Here is a 12,328-nt window from a genome sequence, read left to right on the forward strand (position 1 = left end):
CCTTTTCATGCCACTGCTGCCCTGGCCCAGCGCCTGGAAGCGGCCGGTTACCAGCGGCTCGACGAGCGCGAAACCTGGACAACCGAGGCCAACGGGCGCTATTACGTCACCCGTAACGATTCCTCGATCATCGCCTTCAAGCTGGGCCGTCACTCGCCACTGCAAGGCGGCATTCGCCTGGTCGGCGCCCACACCGACAGCCCGTGCCTGCGGGTCAAGCCCCAGCCAGAGTTGCAACGCCAGGGCTTCTGGCAATTGGGCGTGGAAGTCTATGGCGGCGCACTGCTGGCGCCGTGGTTTGACCGCGACCTGTCCCTGGCCGGCCGCGTGACCTTCCGCCGTGACGGCAAGGTCGAAAGCCAGTTGATCGACTTCAAGCTGCCGATTGCCATCATTCCCAACCTGGCCATTCACCTGAACCGTGAAGCCAACCAGGGCTGGCCGATCAATGCCCAGACCGAACTGCCGCCGATCCTCGCGCAGTTTGCCGGTGACGAGCGCGTGGACTTTCGCGCCGTGCTCACCGACCAGCTTGCCCGCGAGCATGGGCTGAACGCCGACGTTGTGCTCGACTACGAGCTGAGTTTCTACGACACCCAAAGCGCTGCCGTGATCGGCCTCAATGGCGACTTCATCGCCGGCGCGCGCCTGGACAACCTGCTGTCGTGCTACGCCGGCCTGCAAGCCTTGCTCACCAGCGACACCGATGAAACCTGCGTGCTGGTGTGCACCGACCACGAAGAAGTCGGCTCGTGCTCCGCCTGCGGTGCCGATGGCCCGATGCTGGAACAGACCCTGCGCCGCCTGCTGCCAGAGGGTGATGAATTCGTACGCACCATTCAGAAATCCCTGTTGGTATCAGCGGACAATGCCCATGGCATTCACCCCAACTACGCCGACAAGCACGACGCCAACCACGGGCCCAAGCTCAATGCTGGCCCGGTGATCAAGGTCAACAGCAACCAGCGCTACGCCACCAACAGCGAAACCGCCGGGTTCTTCCGCCACCTGTGCATGGCCGAAGAAGTGCCGGTGCAAAGCTTTGTGGTGCGCAGCGACATGGGCTGCGGTTCCACCATCGGCCCGATCACCGCCAGCCACCTGGGCGTGCGCACCGTGGACATCGGCCTGCCGACGTTTGCCATGCACTCCATTCGTGAGCTATGCGGCAGCCATGACCTGGCGCACCTGGTGAAGGTACTGGGAGCGTTCTACGCAAGTCGCGACCTGCCCTGACCTCAGGGCTGGATGCGGTCAAAATGTGGGAGGGGGCTTGCTCCCGATAGCGGAGTATCAGCAGCAGATGTATGGCTGACACTCTGCAATCGGGAGCAAGCCCCCTCCCACATTTAGTTTTGTATACACCTGATCTACATCATCAGCATTTCCTGCAATCCGACCTAGACTTGTCAGTATTCCCACTCCGACAAGGCCGTCGCACCATGATCTCCATGTCTTCCTTCCACACCATGCTTATCCCTATCCTGATCGGCATGATCCTGCTGGCTGTGGGCTTCAACTTTCGTGACAAGCCCGTTGGCGTCTTTGGCATGTGGATCGGCATGCTGTTGATCCTGGGCACCGTGGTCTACAAAATCCTCGCCAAACTGGCCGAATGACCCTTGCCCTCGTACACTCGGTCAACCCGTCGTTTCCAAGGTTGACCGCCTAGTGTTATCCCGCCTGTTTGCCCTGCCCTGCTACCTGCTGATCGCCCTGCTCACCTTGCTGCCGCTCGCCCCTGCCCAGGCCGTGGGCCTGCCCGGCCTGCTGGGTAGCACCAATAAGACCCAGCCCCAGGCCGAGGTGCCGTTGGGGCAGTCGCTGGACGAGGTGATCAAGACCCTGGAAAACGACCAGCAACGCACGCAACTGTTGAGCGATCTGAAAAAACTGCGCGCCGCCACGCAAAAAGCCCAACCCGCCGCAGAAGAAGGCGTGCTGGGCTTGATCGGCGGTACCCTGGCCAGCCTGGAGGCGCAGTTTTCCGGGGCCGACAGCCCGCTGGGGCGCTGGTCCGATGAGTTTGACCAAGCCAAGGACGAGTTCAGTGCCTTGATGTTGCCGGCCAACGAATGGCTGCCGATCATTTTCGGTTTTGCCCTGATCCTCGCCGTGTGGAGCTTGCTGGCCTATGCGTTGATCTGGCTCAGCCACCGTGTCAGGGAACGCTTCGGCCTGCCCGAAGAGCTGCCGCAACACCCGCGCACCTGGGACATGGTGCGGTTCGCCCTGCGCAAACTGGGCCCGTGGTTGATCGCCCTGGTGATCACCGTGTACCTGAGCTACGCGCTGCCCTCGTCCCTGGGCAAATCCCTGGCGATGGTGCTGGCGTACGCGCTGGTGGTAGGCACCTGTTTTTCGGCCATCTGTGTGATCGCGTTTTCCCTGCTCGATGGCCCCCATCGCCATCGCGCGTTGTATATCCTGCGCCACCAGGCCTTCCGCCCGCTGTGGTGGATCGGCAGCTTTGCCGCCTTTGGTGAAGCGCTGAGCGACCCACGCCTGGTACAAGCGTTGGGCCAACACCTGTCCCACACCGCCGCGACCGTCGCCAATGTGATGGCCGCACTGTCCACCGGCGTCTTCATCCTGCGCTTTCGCCGGCCCATCGCCCACCTGATCCGCAACCAGCCACTGTCCCGTCGCCTCACGCGCCGTGCCCTGAGCGATACCATCGAGATCGTCGGGTCGTTCTGGTACATCCCCGCCCTGTTGCTGGTGGGTATCTCGTTGTTCGCCACCTTCGTGTCCGCGGGCGACACCAGCACCGCGTTGCGCCAGTCGCTGTTGTGCACGGTGTTGCTGGTGTTGTGCATGGTGATCAACGGCCTGGTACGCCGCCACGGCCTCAAGCCGCAACGGGGGCACAAGCGCCATGCGTTGTACTCCGAGCGCCTGAAAAGCTTCTTCTACACCCTCGCCCACCTGCTGGTGTGGCTGGTGTTTATCGAACTGGGCCTGCGGGTCTGGGGCCTGTCGCTGATTCGCTTTACCGAAGGCGATGGCCATGAAGTCAGCGTCAAGCTGTTCAGCCTGGCCGGGACCCTGCTGTTTGCCTGGCTGATCTGGATCCTCAGCGACACCGCGATCCACCACGCCCTCACCCGCTCGCGCAAAGGCCTGGCCAATGCCCGTGCGCAAACCATGATGCCGCTGATCCGCAACGTGCTGTTCGTGACCATCTTTATCATCGCCGCCATCGTGGCCTTGGCGAACATGGGCATGAACGTCACGCCCCTGCTGGCCGGTGCCGGTGTGATCGGCCTGGCCATCGGTTTTGGTGCGCAGTCGCTGGTGGCAGACCTGATCACCGGCCTGTTCATCATCATCGAAGACTCCCTGGCCATCGACGACTACGTGGATGTAGGCGGCCACCTCGGCACCGTCGAAGGCCTGACCATTCGCACGGTGCGCCTGCGGGACATCGACGGCATTGTGCACACCATCCCGTTCAGCGAGATCAAGAGCATCAAGAACTACTCGCGGGAGTTCGGCTACGCGATCTTCCGCGTGGCCATCCCGTACAACATGGAGATCGACGACGCCATCAAGCTGATGCGCGATGTCGGCCAGAAGATGCGCAACGACCCGCTGCAACGCCGCAATATCTGGTCGCCGTTGGAGATTCAGGGGGTGGAAAGTTTCGAGTCCGGCAGCGCGATCCTGCGGGCCCGTTTCAAGACGGCGCCGATCAAGCAGTGGGAAGTGTCGCGGGCGTTCAACCTGTCGTTGAAGCGGCACCTGGATGAGGCGGGGTTGGATTTGGCGACACCGCGCTTGAGTGTGCAGGTGGTGACAGCGGGTTCGGGCGGATTAGACAAAGAGAAGAATACCTAGAAGGCAACACCGTCCCAATGTGGGAGCGGGCTTGTGTGGGAGCGGCGGTGCGACGATTCGACTTGCTCGCGAAAACGGTGTGTCAGTTTGCATAGATTTGACTGACACACCGTCTTCGCGAGCAAGTCGCACCGCCGCTCCCACATTTTGATCGGCGTTGTTTACGCGAGCGCGGCGCTGTCCATCTTCTGGCGCAGGCTCAATGGACGCATATCGGTCCACACCTCTTCGATGTACGCCAGGCATTCCTTCTTCAAGCCGCTCTTGCCCACGGTGCGCCAGCCTTCCGGCACGGCCTTGTAGTCAGGCCAGATGGAATACTGCTCTTCATGGTTGACCACTACCTGAAACAGGATGTCGTCGCGGTCGAATACTGAGGTCATTGCTGTTCTCCATCGCTAAAGGGTTGGCTGCGCACCACGCGCAGCGCTGATATTGGTAGAAACGTACCAAGGCGCCAAAAAATTAGAGGCTGGCCACCGCCGCCGCCAACGCACGCCCGAATATCTCGGCCACGCGGTCGACTTCGGCCCCGGTAATCACCAGCGGCGGCAGGAAGCGCACAACACTGCCATGCCGGCCGCCCAGCTCCAGGATCAGCCCACGCTTGAGGCATTCACGCTGCACCAGCGGCGCCAATTGGCGGTGCACTGGCGGGTGACCCTGGATGTCTGGCTGGCCGTTCGGGTCCACCAGTTCGGCGCCGAGCATCAGCCCACGTCCACGGATATCCCCCAGTTGCGGGAAGTCTCGCTGCAGGATGCGCAGGTGTTCGGCAAGGCGCTCGCCCATGGCGGCCGCGTGGCCGGCCAGGTCGTGGTCCTTGAGGTAGCGCATCACCGCCGAGCCTGCCGCCATTGCCATCTGGTTGCCACGGAAGGTGCCGGCATGGGCGCCCGGCAACCAGGTGTCGAGCCAGTCGCGATACACCACCACCGCCAGCGGCAGGCTGCCGCCGATGGCTTTGGACATCACCACCACATCCGGGATGACGCCGGCGTGTTCGAAGGCAAACATCTTGCCGGTGCGGCCAAAACCGCTCTGGATCTCATCGACGATCAACGCCACGCCGGCCTGTTCGGTGATGCGGCGCAGACCGCGCAGCCAGTCGAGGTCCGCCGGAATCACGCCGCCCTCGCCCTGCACCGCTTCCACGATCACCGCCGCCGGCAGCGCAACGCCGGCTTCGGGGTCGTTGAGCAGGTTTTCCAGGTAATGCAGGTTGACCCGCACCCCTTCGGCGCCGCCCAGGCCAAACGGGCAGCGGTAGTCGTACGGGTATGGCAGAAATTGCACGCCGCTGCTGAGCAACGCGCCCAAGGGCTTTTTCGGCCCCAGGCTGCCCATCAGGCTCAAGGCACCCTGGCTCATGCCGTGGTAACCGCCCTGGAACGACAATACGGTGCTGCGGCCCGTGGCGGTGCGCGCCAGTTTCAACGCGGCTTCCACGGCGTCGGTGCCGGTGGGGCCGCAGAACTGGATCTTCGCTTCGCGTGCCAGTTCAGCGGGCAACAGGCCGAACAGGTCCTGGACGAACTGGTCCTTGACCGGGGTGGTGAGGTCCAGGGTGTGCAGCGGCAACTCGTCGCTCAGCACCTGCTGGATCGCCTCGATAATCACCGGGTGGTTGTGCCCCAGCGCCAGGGTGCCGGCGCCAGCCAGGCAGTCGATGAAACTGCGACCCTCCACATCCTCTACGTAAAGCCCCTTGGCGCGCTTGAGCGCCAGGGGAATACGCCGTGGGTAGCTGCGGGCGTTGGATTCCTGCTGGCGCTGGCGGGCCAGCAGCGGCGTTTCTTCGAACTGGTAGAGCGTTTCCTGAACCTGGGCATCTTCGATACGGCTGATAGCGACTGACATTGCTCGATCCCTCAATACGCGGGTGTGGGTGGCCAAACTGCCAATCCGCAGGCGTTTGGCCCGCAAGGGGCGTACGCACGGATTTCCTGTTCTGGAAACGCACCAGCGTCAAGAGGATTTAGGCCCTGTGGTCGCTGACAGATGCAAGAAGATGCAAATGTGGAATCATCGAGCCAGCTCAGAGCCCTCGGTACTTGTCGTTCAGGGCATACAAAATCGCGCAGGTTTCTGCATCCAGGAACCCGCAAAAATCCCTGGCGCGAAAGTGCATCTGAAACGCCCGCGTCCTGAGCTCAAACGCCTGGCGATTCTGCGCCGGCTTATAGCCATAGCGCTGAAACGCCCGCTCGACCTCAACTTCCGGCGGCAACCTGACGCAAAACCTGCGCTGGTACATCGCCCGCGCTGCCTCATCAAACCAGGCGCCCACGCCCGCCTCATGCAGGCATCGCCACGGCAGCCGCGGCCCTGGATCGCTCTTGCGCCAGTACGCCACGTCGCAATGCCCGAGGATGTCCGTGGGGCCGATCTGCGGATGGCGTCCGAGAATGTCGCGCAGCAGCATGATCAGCACCTGGATTTGCGCTTCCCCGTAGGCGGGAAAAGTGAATACACCCGCGTCATCCCGCGCCAGGTTGACGATCTCGATGCCGATCGAACGGCTATTGAGGTTGTCGCGCCCGCCCCACTGGCTAACCCCGGCATGCCAGGCACGCTTGCCCTCGTCCACCAGGCGAAAGACGCGCAGCTCGTCATAACCGGCGGCGCAATAACTGGGCTCACGGGAGTCGGGCAGCAGGTAGTGAGCGCTGACCCCCTCACGGGTCAGGGTGTGCAGGGAGGACGCAAAAGGCGCTGCGGTGTAGTGCAGGATCACCTGCCGCACCGCCTCGCCATTGCGTTCGTTGAAGCCTTGGGCAGGAAAACTGGTGTCGATCACCAACATAAGAACCGTCCTTTTCAATACAGGCCGAGTCTTTCGGCCCGTTCAAGCGCAAAAAAATTACCGCCATCCTGAAGGCTTGAACCTCAGAAGGGCGGTAACTATGTGGCACTTGAAAGAAACGGCGTCAGCGCCGCAGCGGCATGCCCAGGTCAACGCGCAAGCCATCGGGCTGGCTGTCGAATTTCAGCGAGCAGGAACAGCGCTGCACGATCGCCTGCACGATGGCCAGGCCCAGGCCACAGCCTTCACTGCTGCCATTGCGCCAGAAGCGCTGGGTCAGGTATTGCAGATCCTCGGCCGAAATCTGCTTGCCGTGGTCACGTACGCGAAACACCACCTGGTGATCGGCGGTGAACACCTTGAGTTCCACGCGGGTGTCCGCCGGGGTGTGGCGCAGGGCGTTGTCCAGCAGGTTACGCAGGGCGGCGACCGCCAGGCCCACGGGCATTTCCACCGGGAGATCGCTGAGGTTGTCCGGCAGGATCAGGTCGATGCGCTGGTTATCCCCGGCATTGGCATCTTCGATGGCAAGGCGTGCGACGTCTTCGGCACTGGACTGCACGCCATCATCGAACGACAAGCTGCCCTCCACCCGCGCCAGCAAGAGCAATTGCTCCAGGGTGCGGTGCAGGCGGTCGGCGCCCTCCTCGGCATGCGCCAGGGATTGGTCGCGGGCCGCACCTTCGGTCATGCGCGCCACTTGCAGGTGGGTCTTGATTGCCGTCAGCGGGCTGCGCAGTTCGTGGGCGGCGTCACCGGTGAGGCGGCGCTCGCGCTCGATGGTCTTGGCGATGCGTTGCAGCAGTTGGTTCTGGGTGTCCAGCAGCGGCTTGAGTTCGCTGGGCAGCGGATGGATCTGCAACGGCTCAAGGGAGTCGGCGCTGCGGCGCATCAACGCGTCGCGCATGCGGTTGAGGGGCAGCAGGCTCTGGCCGATGCCCAGCCACAGCAGGCACAGACAACCCAGCATCGCCACGCCCACCGGCACCGAGGCCGCCAGCAGGATCGATAGATTGAGCGCCTCACGCTCCACCTGGCGGTCGGCGGTGGTGATCAGCAGGTCACCCCGGGACAGGGTGAAACTGCGCCAGGCCACGCCGTCGATGACTTGGTCATGAAAGCCGCTCCTGCGTGACTCCAGGCCCTCGTCCGGCGTGGCATGGCTGCGGGCCAGCACCTCGCCGCGCAAGGAACTGACCTGACACGCCATGCCGCCCGGCACGTTCAATTGGGCCGAATGAAAATGCCCGCCACCGCTCACACTGGCCAACCCCGGCATCTGCTCGGTGAGCCCGGCCACCATGCGCGCCGACGCCACCAGGCGCTGGTCGAGGGAAAACATCATCTGGTTGCGCAGGTCGTTGAGCATCCAGGCCGCCGCCAGCGCCCAGATCAAAACAAAAGCGGCGCCCAGCTTGAAGGTGAGGCGCAGGCGCAGGCTTTTCACGATGCGTCTTCGCCCCCGTCAGCCGGGCCCAGGCGGTAGCCGAGGCCACGCACGGTCTCGACGATGCCATTGCCCAATTTGCGCCGCAGGTGGTGGATATGCACGTTGAGGGCGTTGCTTTCCAACTCATCGTTGAAGCCGTAGACGCTGTCCTTGAGCTGCTCGCTGGACAGTACCCGGCCCTTGTTGTGCAACAGCGCCTGCAGCAGGGCCTGCTCGCGACGGGACAGGTCCACCGGCTCGCCGCCCAAGAAGGTCTCGCGGCTGCTCGGGTCATAGGCCAGCCGACCATGCTCGATCAGGTTGACGCTACGCCCCGCCACCCGTCGCAGCAGGGTTTGCAGGCGGGCAGCAAGCTCGCGCAGGTCGAAAGGCTTGAGCAGGTAGTCGTCGGCACCGGCTTGCAGGCCGTCGACGCGGTTGGTCACCGAGTCGCGGGCGGTAAGGATCAGCACCGGGATTTCCAGGCCCTGGCTGCGCTGTTGCTGCAGCAGTTTGAGGCCATCTTCGTCGGGCAGGCCGAGATCGAGCACCATGATGTCGAATGTGGCGGCCTTAAGCATCGCCCGCGCCGCCGATGCCGAGCCTACCCGCTCCACGGTAAACCCCTGGGCGGTGAGGCCAGCCACGATGCCGCTGGCGATCAGTTCGTCGTCTTCACAGACCAGTACGTGCATGCTGAACCCTTCGTGAATGATGGGGGAATTAAAAGGGCAACGGATTAAGCGCCGATTATGCCGTGAAAAGAGCCGCACTCAGACATTCCCTACGTTCTAGAATAGCCCCGGTTAATCATCGGTTAATCAACGCCACACATTGTGTGCCTCACTTGCATCGAACTAAGGCTTGACCATGCGGCATCTGTTTACCTTCCTGCTGGTGTTGTTCGCCGGGCTGGCCCAGGCCGCTGCGGGCAACCCGTTTGAGACAAAACCCGACTTTCTCCCGGTGGGCAAGGCCTTCACCTTTACCTCCGAGCGCCTGGAAAGTGGCGAGACCCAGCTGTATTGGCAGATTGCCGATGGTTATTACCTGTACCAGCAACGCATGAAATTCGAGGGCCTGGCCGAAAAACCGTCGCTGCCCCAGGGTGAAGCCCATAGCGATGAATTCTTCGGCGAGCAGCAAGTGTATCGCCAGGGCCTGGAAGTGAAGATCCCTGCCGGCGTCACCGGCCAGGTCAAGCTGGGCTGGCAGGGCTGCGCCGACGCAGGCCTGTGCTACCCGCCGCAGTCGATCACCGTGGACCTGGGGGGTAACCCGGCCGTCGCGGCCACCGCCCAGGCCCAGGATCAGAGCCTGGCCAGCGGCCTGCAACAACGCAGCCTGGGGTGGAGCTTGCTGGTGTTCTTCGGCCTGGGCCTGCTGCTGGCGTTTGCCCCGTGTTCGTTGCCGATGCTGCCGATCCTTGCCGGCCTTGTGGTGGGCAGTGGCGCCAGCCCGCGTCGCGGCTTTGCCTTGGCCAGCAGCTACGTGGTGTGCATGGCGCTGGTGTACGCGGCGCTGGGCGTACTGGCCGCGCTGCTGGGGGGCAACCTTTCCGCGTGGCTGCAAACCCCGTGGATCCTGGGCAGCTTCGCCGCCTTGTTCGTGATCCTGGCCCTGCCGATGTTCGGCTTCTTTGAGCTGCAATTGCCCGCCTTCCTGCGCGACCGCCTGGACACCGCCAGCCGTCAGCAACAAGGTGGCAGCCTGGTGGGCGCCGGCGTGCTCGGTGCGCTCTCCGGCCTGCTGGTGGGCCCGTGCATGACCGCGCCCCTGGCCGGCGCCCTGTTGTATATCGCCCAGGGCGGCAATGCGCTGCACGGTGGCCTGATCCTGTTCACCATGGGCATCGGCATCGGTATCCCGCTGTTGCTGCTGGTGACCGTGGGCAATCGCTTCCTGCCCAAACCCGGCACCTGGATGAACGTGCTCAAGGGCATCTTCGGCTTCCTGTTCCTGGGCACCGCCGTGCTGATGATTCGCCCGGTGGTCGATGCCAGCCTGTGGCTCGGCCTGTGGGGCGCATTGGCGCTGATCATGGCTTACTGCGGCTGGACCCTGGCCCGCGAATACGGCCTGGCCGCCAAGGTGTTCGGTGCCGGCTCGCTGTTGCTGGGCCTGTGGGGCGCGGTGCTGGTGGTGGGCGCAGCCGGTGGCAGCGATGAGCTGTGGCAACCGTTGAAGGTCTACAGCGGCTCGCAGGTTGCCGCCGGGCCCAGCGCCCACGACGCCTTCATGACCATCAGCGATCCCACCGTGCTGCAAAGCCAGCTCGACAGTGCCAAGGCCCAGGGCCAATGGGTGCTGGTGGACTACTACGCCGACTGGTGCGTGTCGTGCAAGATCATGGAGAAACAGGTATTCGGCAAACCCGAAGTCATGGATGCCCTCAAAGATGTGCGCCTGCTGCGCCTGGACGTTACCGCCGACAACGCCGCCAGTCGCGCCCTGCTCGGGCGCTACAAGGTGCCGGGCCCGCCGACCTTCGTGTGGATCGGCCCCAACGGTGAGGAGCGGCGTGCCCAGCGCATCACCGGCGAAGTGGATGCCGCTGCCTTCCTGCAACGCTGGACGCAAACCCGAGACGCCCTCTGATGCTGACCCTGACCATCGGCACCTTCGCCATCGCCCTGAATCACATCCTGCTGATCAGCGCGCTGATTCTCGCCACCCTGGTGGGGTGGCGCGTGGCCAAGCGTGGCGGTGAAAACCCGGAATCGGTGCTGTTCAGCCTATTCCTGCTGGGCATGCTGGCAGCACGCATCAGCTTTGTGCTGATGTACTGGAACGACTACCGCAACGACTGGCTGCTGATGGTCGACCTGCGCGACGGCGGCTTCCTCGCCTGGCCCGGCGTGGTTGTGCTGGTGCTCGGTGCGCTGGCCTACGGCTGGCGCCGCCCGGCCCTGCGCAAGCCGTTGAGCGCCGGGGTGATCACCGGCCTGGTGTTCTGGGGCATGACCAGCCTGGCGCTGAACCTCTACGACAAAGGCTCGCAGTTGCCGCAGATCACCCTGCGCAATGCCAATGGCGACGTGGTGCAACTGGCCGACTACAAGGGCGGCCCGCTGGTGATCAACCTGTGGGCCACCTGGTGCCCACCGTGCCGACGCGAAATGCCGGTACTGGAGCGCGCCCAACACCAACAACCTGACGTGACCTTCCTGTTCGTCAACCAGGCCGAAAGCATGCAAAGCGTCAGCACCTTCCTGGCCACCCAGGGCCTGACACTGGACAACGTGCTGTTCGACGCCAGCGGTCGCCTGGGCCAGGCCGTGGGCTCCATGGCCCTGCCTACTACATTGTTCTATAGCGCTGACGGCCGGCTGATCAACAGCCACCTGGGCGAGTTGTCCCAGGCCAGCCTGGCCCGCGCCATGGAACCCTTCGATACCGTGCCAACAAGGAAACCCACATGCCAAGCCTCCGCCACCTGCTGACCTTGCTGCCACTGACGCTGGCAGCCACTTTGGCCCATGCCGAAGACTGGCCGGCACCGATCAAACAGATCGAGGCCAAGGGCGCCAAGATCCTTGGCAAATTCGACGCCCCCAGCGGCCTCACCGGCTACGCCGCTCAATACCAGAACCGTGGCATGGCGCTGTACCTGACCGCCGATGGCAAAAGCGTGATAGCCGGCAACCTGTACGACGCCCAAGGCAATGACCTGAGCAGCGCGCCCCTGGAAAAACTGGTGTACGCACCCATGGCCAAGGAAGTCTGGGCCAAGATGGAAAAAAGCAGCTGGATCCAGGACGGCGACGTCAAGGCGCCACGCATCGTCTACCTGTTCAGCGACCCCAACTGCCCGTACTGCAACATGTTCTGGGAACAGGCCCGCCCGTGGGTAAAGGCCGGCAAAGTGCAGTTGCGCCACATCATGGTGGGCATCATCCGCGAAGACAGCGCGGCCAAATCCGCCGCATTTTTCGCCGCCAAAGACCCGCAAAAAGCCCTGGAAGAACACGAAGCCGCTGGCAAGGGCAGCAAGTTGCAGGCACTGGCCAAGATCCCGGCCAATATCGAGGCCAAGCTCGATGCCAATATGAAGTTGATGGATGAACTGGAGTTGTCGGCAACACCGGCGATTTTCTATCTGGATGACAAGGGTGGGTTGCAGCAACAGCAGGGGGCGCCGTCGCCGGAGAAGTTGCTGAAGATTATGGGCCCCAAATAAGCGGCGCCTGGACGGACGCTTTCGCGAGCAAGCCCGCTCCCACATTTTGAATCTATTCGCAGATCAAAATGTG

The 12,328-nt window shown here is 63.3% G+C and carries 11 protein-coding genes; 6 read left to right on the forward strand and 5 right to left on the reverse strand.

The window, feature by feature from the left end; all coding sequences use genetic code 11:
* The 3 genes from DYL59_RS29075 to DYL59_RS29080 all read left to right on the forward strand — a co-directional run.
* Window positions 1-1,236 (forward strand): M18 family aminopeptidase (locus DYL59_RS29075; protein WP_135292240.1); only part of this gene is annotated, 1,236 nt, incomplete at its 5' end.
* A 206-nt stretch (window positions 1,237-1,442) separates the two neighbouring features.
* A complete protein-coding gene (locus DYL59_RS31485; RefSeq protein WP_167496732.1) occupies window positions 1,443-1,619 on the forward strand; it encodes a hypothetical protein in 177 nt (58 codons plus the stop codon).
* A 52-nt stretch (window positions 1,620-1,671) separates the two neighbouring features.
* A complete protein-coding gene (locus DYL59_RS29080; RefSeq protein ID WP_135292241.1) occupies window positions 1,672-3,840 on the forward strand; it encodes a mechanosensitive ion channel family protein in 2,169 nt (722 codons plus the stop codon).
* 161 nt (window positions 3,841-4,001) lie between these two features.
* On the opposite strand, the gene DYL59_RS29085 is transcribed toward DYL59_RS29080, so the two are convergent.
* The 5 genes from DYL59_RS29085 to DYL59_RS29105 form a co-directional block, all read right to left on the reverse strand.
* Window positions 4,002-4,223: an MbtH family protein gene (locus tag DYL59_RS29085; RefSeq protein WP_135292242.1), complete on the reverse strand. Its 222-nt coding sequence runs from the start codon at window positions 4,221-4,223 to the stop codon at window positions 4,002-4,004.
* 82 nt (window positions 4,224-4,305) lie between these two features.
* Complete coding sequence (locus DYL59_RS29090; protein ID WP_135292243.1) at window positions 4,306-5,700, reverse strand: aspartate aminotransferase family protein; 1,395 nt, start codon at window positions 5,698-5,700, stop codon at window positions 4,306-4,308.
* A gap of 178 nt (window positions 5,701-5,878) precedes the next feature.
* Entirely contained in the window at window positions 5,879-6,646 is a 768-nt protein-coding gene (locus DYL59_RS29095) for an N-acetylmuramoyl-L-alanine amidase (RefSeq protein ID WP_135292244.1), read from the reverse strand.
* A 124-nt stretch (window positions 6,647-6,770) separates the two neighbouring features.
* Window positions 6,771-8,093 (reverse strand): ATP-binding protein, encoded by a 1,323-nt coding sequence (locus tag DYL59_RS29100; RefSeq protein ID WP_135292245.1) that lies wholly within the window; start codon window positions 8,091-8,093, stop codon window positions 6,771-6,773.
* Window positions 8,090-8,770 carry a response regulator gene (locus DYL59_RS29105; protein ID WP_135292246.1) on the reverse strand — a complete coding sequence of 227 codons (681 nt, stop codon included), beginning with the start codon at window positions 8,768-8,770 and terminating at the stop codon, window positions 8,090-8,092. Before DYL59_RS29105 ends, DYL59_RS29100 begins: the two co-directional genes overlap by 4 nt.
* Before the next feature lie 175 nt (window positions 8,771-8,945).
* Between DYL59_RS29105 and dsbD the strand changes: the two genes are divergently transcribed.
* The 3 genes from dsbD to dsbG are packed head-to-tail and all read left to right on the forward strand — an operon-like array spanning window position 8,946 to window position 12,255.
* Window positions 8,946-10,673 carry a protein-disulfide reductase DsbD gene (gene dsbD, locus DYL59_RS29110; RefSeq protein ID WP_135292247.1) on the forward strand — a complete coding sequence of 576 codons (1,728 nt, stop codon included), beginning with the start codon at window positions 8,946-8,948 and terminating at the stop codon, window positions 10,671-10,673.
* Window positions 10,673-11,518, forward strand: a complete 846-nt coding sequence (locus DYL59_RS29115) for a prolipoprotein diacylglyceryl transferase family protein (protein ID WP_135292248.1) — start codon at window positions 10,673-10,675, stop codon at window positions 11,516-11,518. The genes dsbD and DYL59_RS29115 overlap by 1 nt, the downstream gene beginning before the upstream one ends.
* Window positions 11,494-12,255: a thiol:disulfide interchange protein DsbG gene (gene dsbG, locus DYL59_RS29120; protein WP_135292249.1), complete on the forward strand. Its 762-nt coding sequence runs from the start codon at window positions 11,494-11,496 to the stop codon at window positions 12,253-12,255. Before DYL59_RS29115 ends, dsbG begins: the two co-directional genes overlap by 25 nt.
* The last annotated feature ends 73 nt before the right edge of the window (window positions 12,256-12,328 follow it).

It is taken from the genome of Pseudomonas kairouanensis (assembly GCF_004682055.1).
In the GTDB taxonomy this organism is placed as follows: Bacteria; Pseudomonadota; Gammaproteobacteria; order Pseudomonadales; family Pseudomonadaceae; genus Aquipseudomonas; species Aquipseudomonas kairouanensis.

What these genes read in the sequence shown, in the direction of transcription:
- DYL59_RS31485 (WP_167496732.1), top strand. Translation starts at nt 1,443, where the DNA reads ATGATCTCCATGTCTTCCTTCCACACCATGCTTATCCCTATCCTGATC.
- DYL59_RS29085 (WP_135292242.1), bottom strand. Translation starts at nt 4,223, where the DNA reads ATGACCTCAGTATTCGACCGCGACGACATCCTGTTTCAGGTAGTGGTC.
- DYL59_RS29090 (WP_135292243.1), bottom strand. Translation starts at nt 5,700, where the DNA reads ATGTCAGTCGCTATCAGCCGTATCGAAGATGCCCAGGTTCAGGAAACG.
- DYL59_RS29095 (WP_135292244.1), bottom strand. Translation starts at nt 6,646, where the DNA reads ATGTTGGTGATCGACACCAGTTTTCCTGCCCAAGGCTTCAACGAACGC.
- DYL59_RS29105 (WP_135292246.1), bottom strand. Translation starts at nt 8,770, where the DNA reads ATGCACGTACTGGTCTGTGAAGACGACGAACTGATCGCCAGCGGCATC.
- dsbD (WP_135292247.1), top strand. Translation starts at nt 8,946, where the DNA reads ATGCGGCATCTGTTTACCTTCCTGCTGGTGTTGTTCGCCGGGCTGGCC.
- DYL59_RS29115 (WP_135292248.1), top strand. Translation starts at nt 10,673, where the DNA reads ATGCTGACCCTGACCATCGGCACCTTCGCCATCGCCCTGAATCACATC.
- dsbG (WP_135292249.1), top strand. Translation starts at nt 11,494, where the DNA reads ATGCCAAGCCTCCGCCACCTGCTGACCTTGCTGCCACTGACGCTGGCA.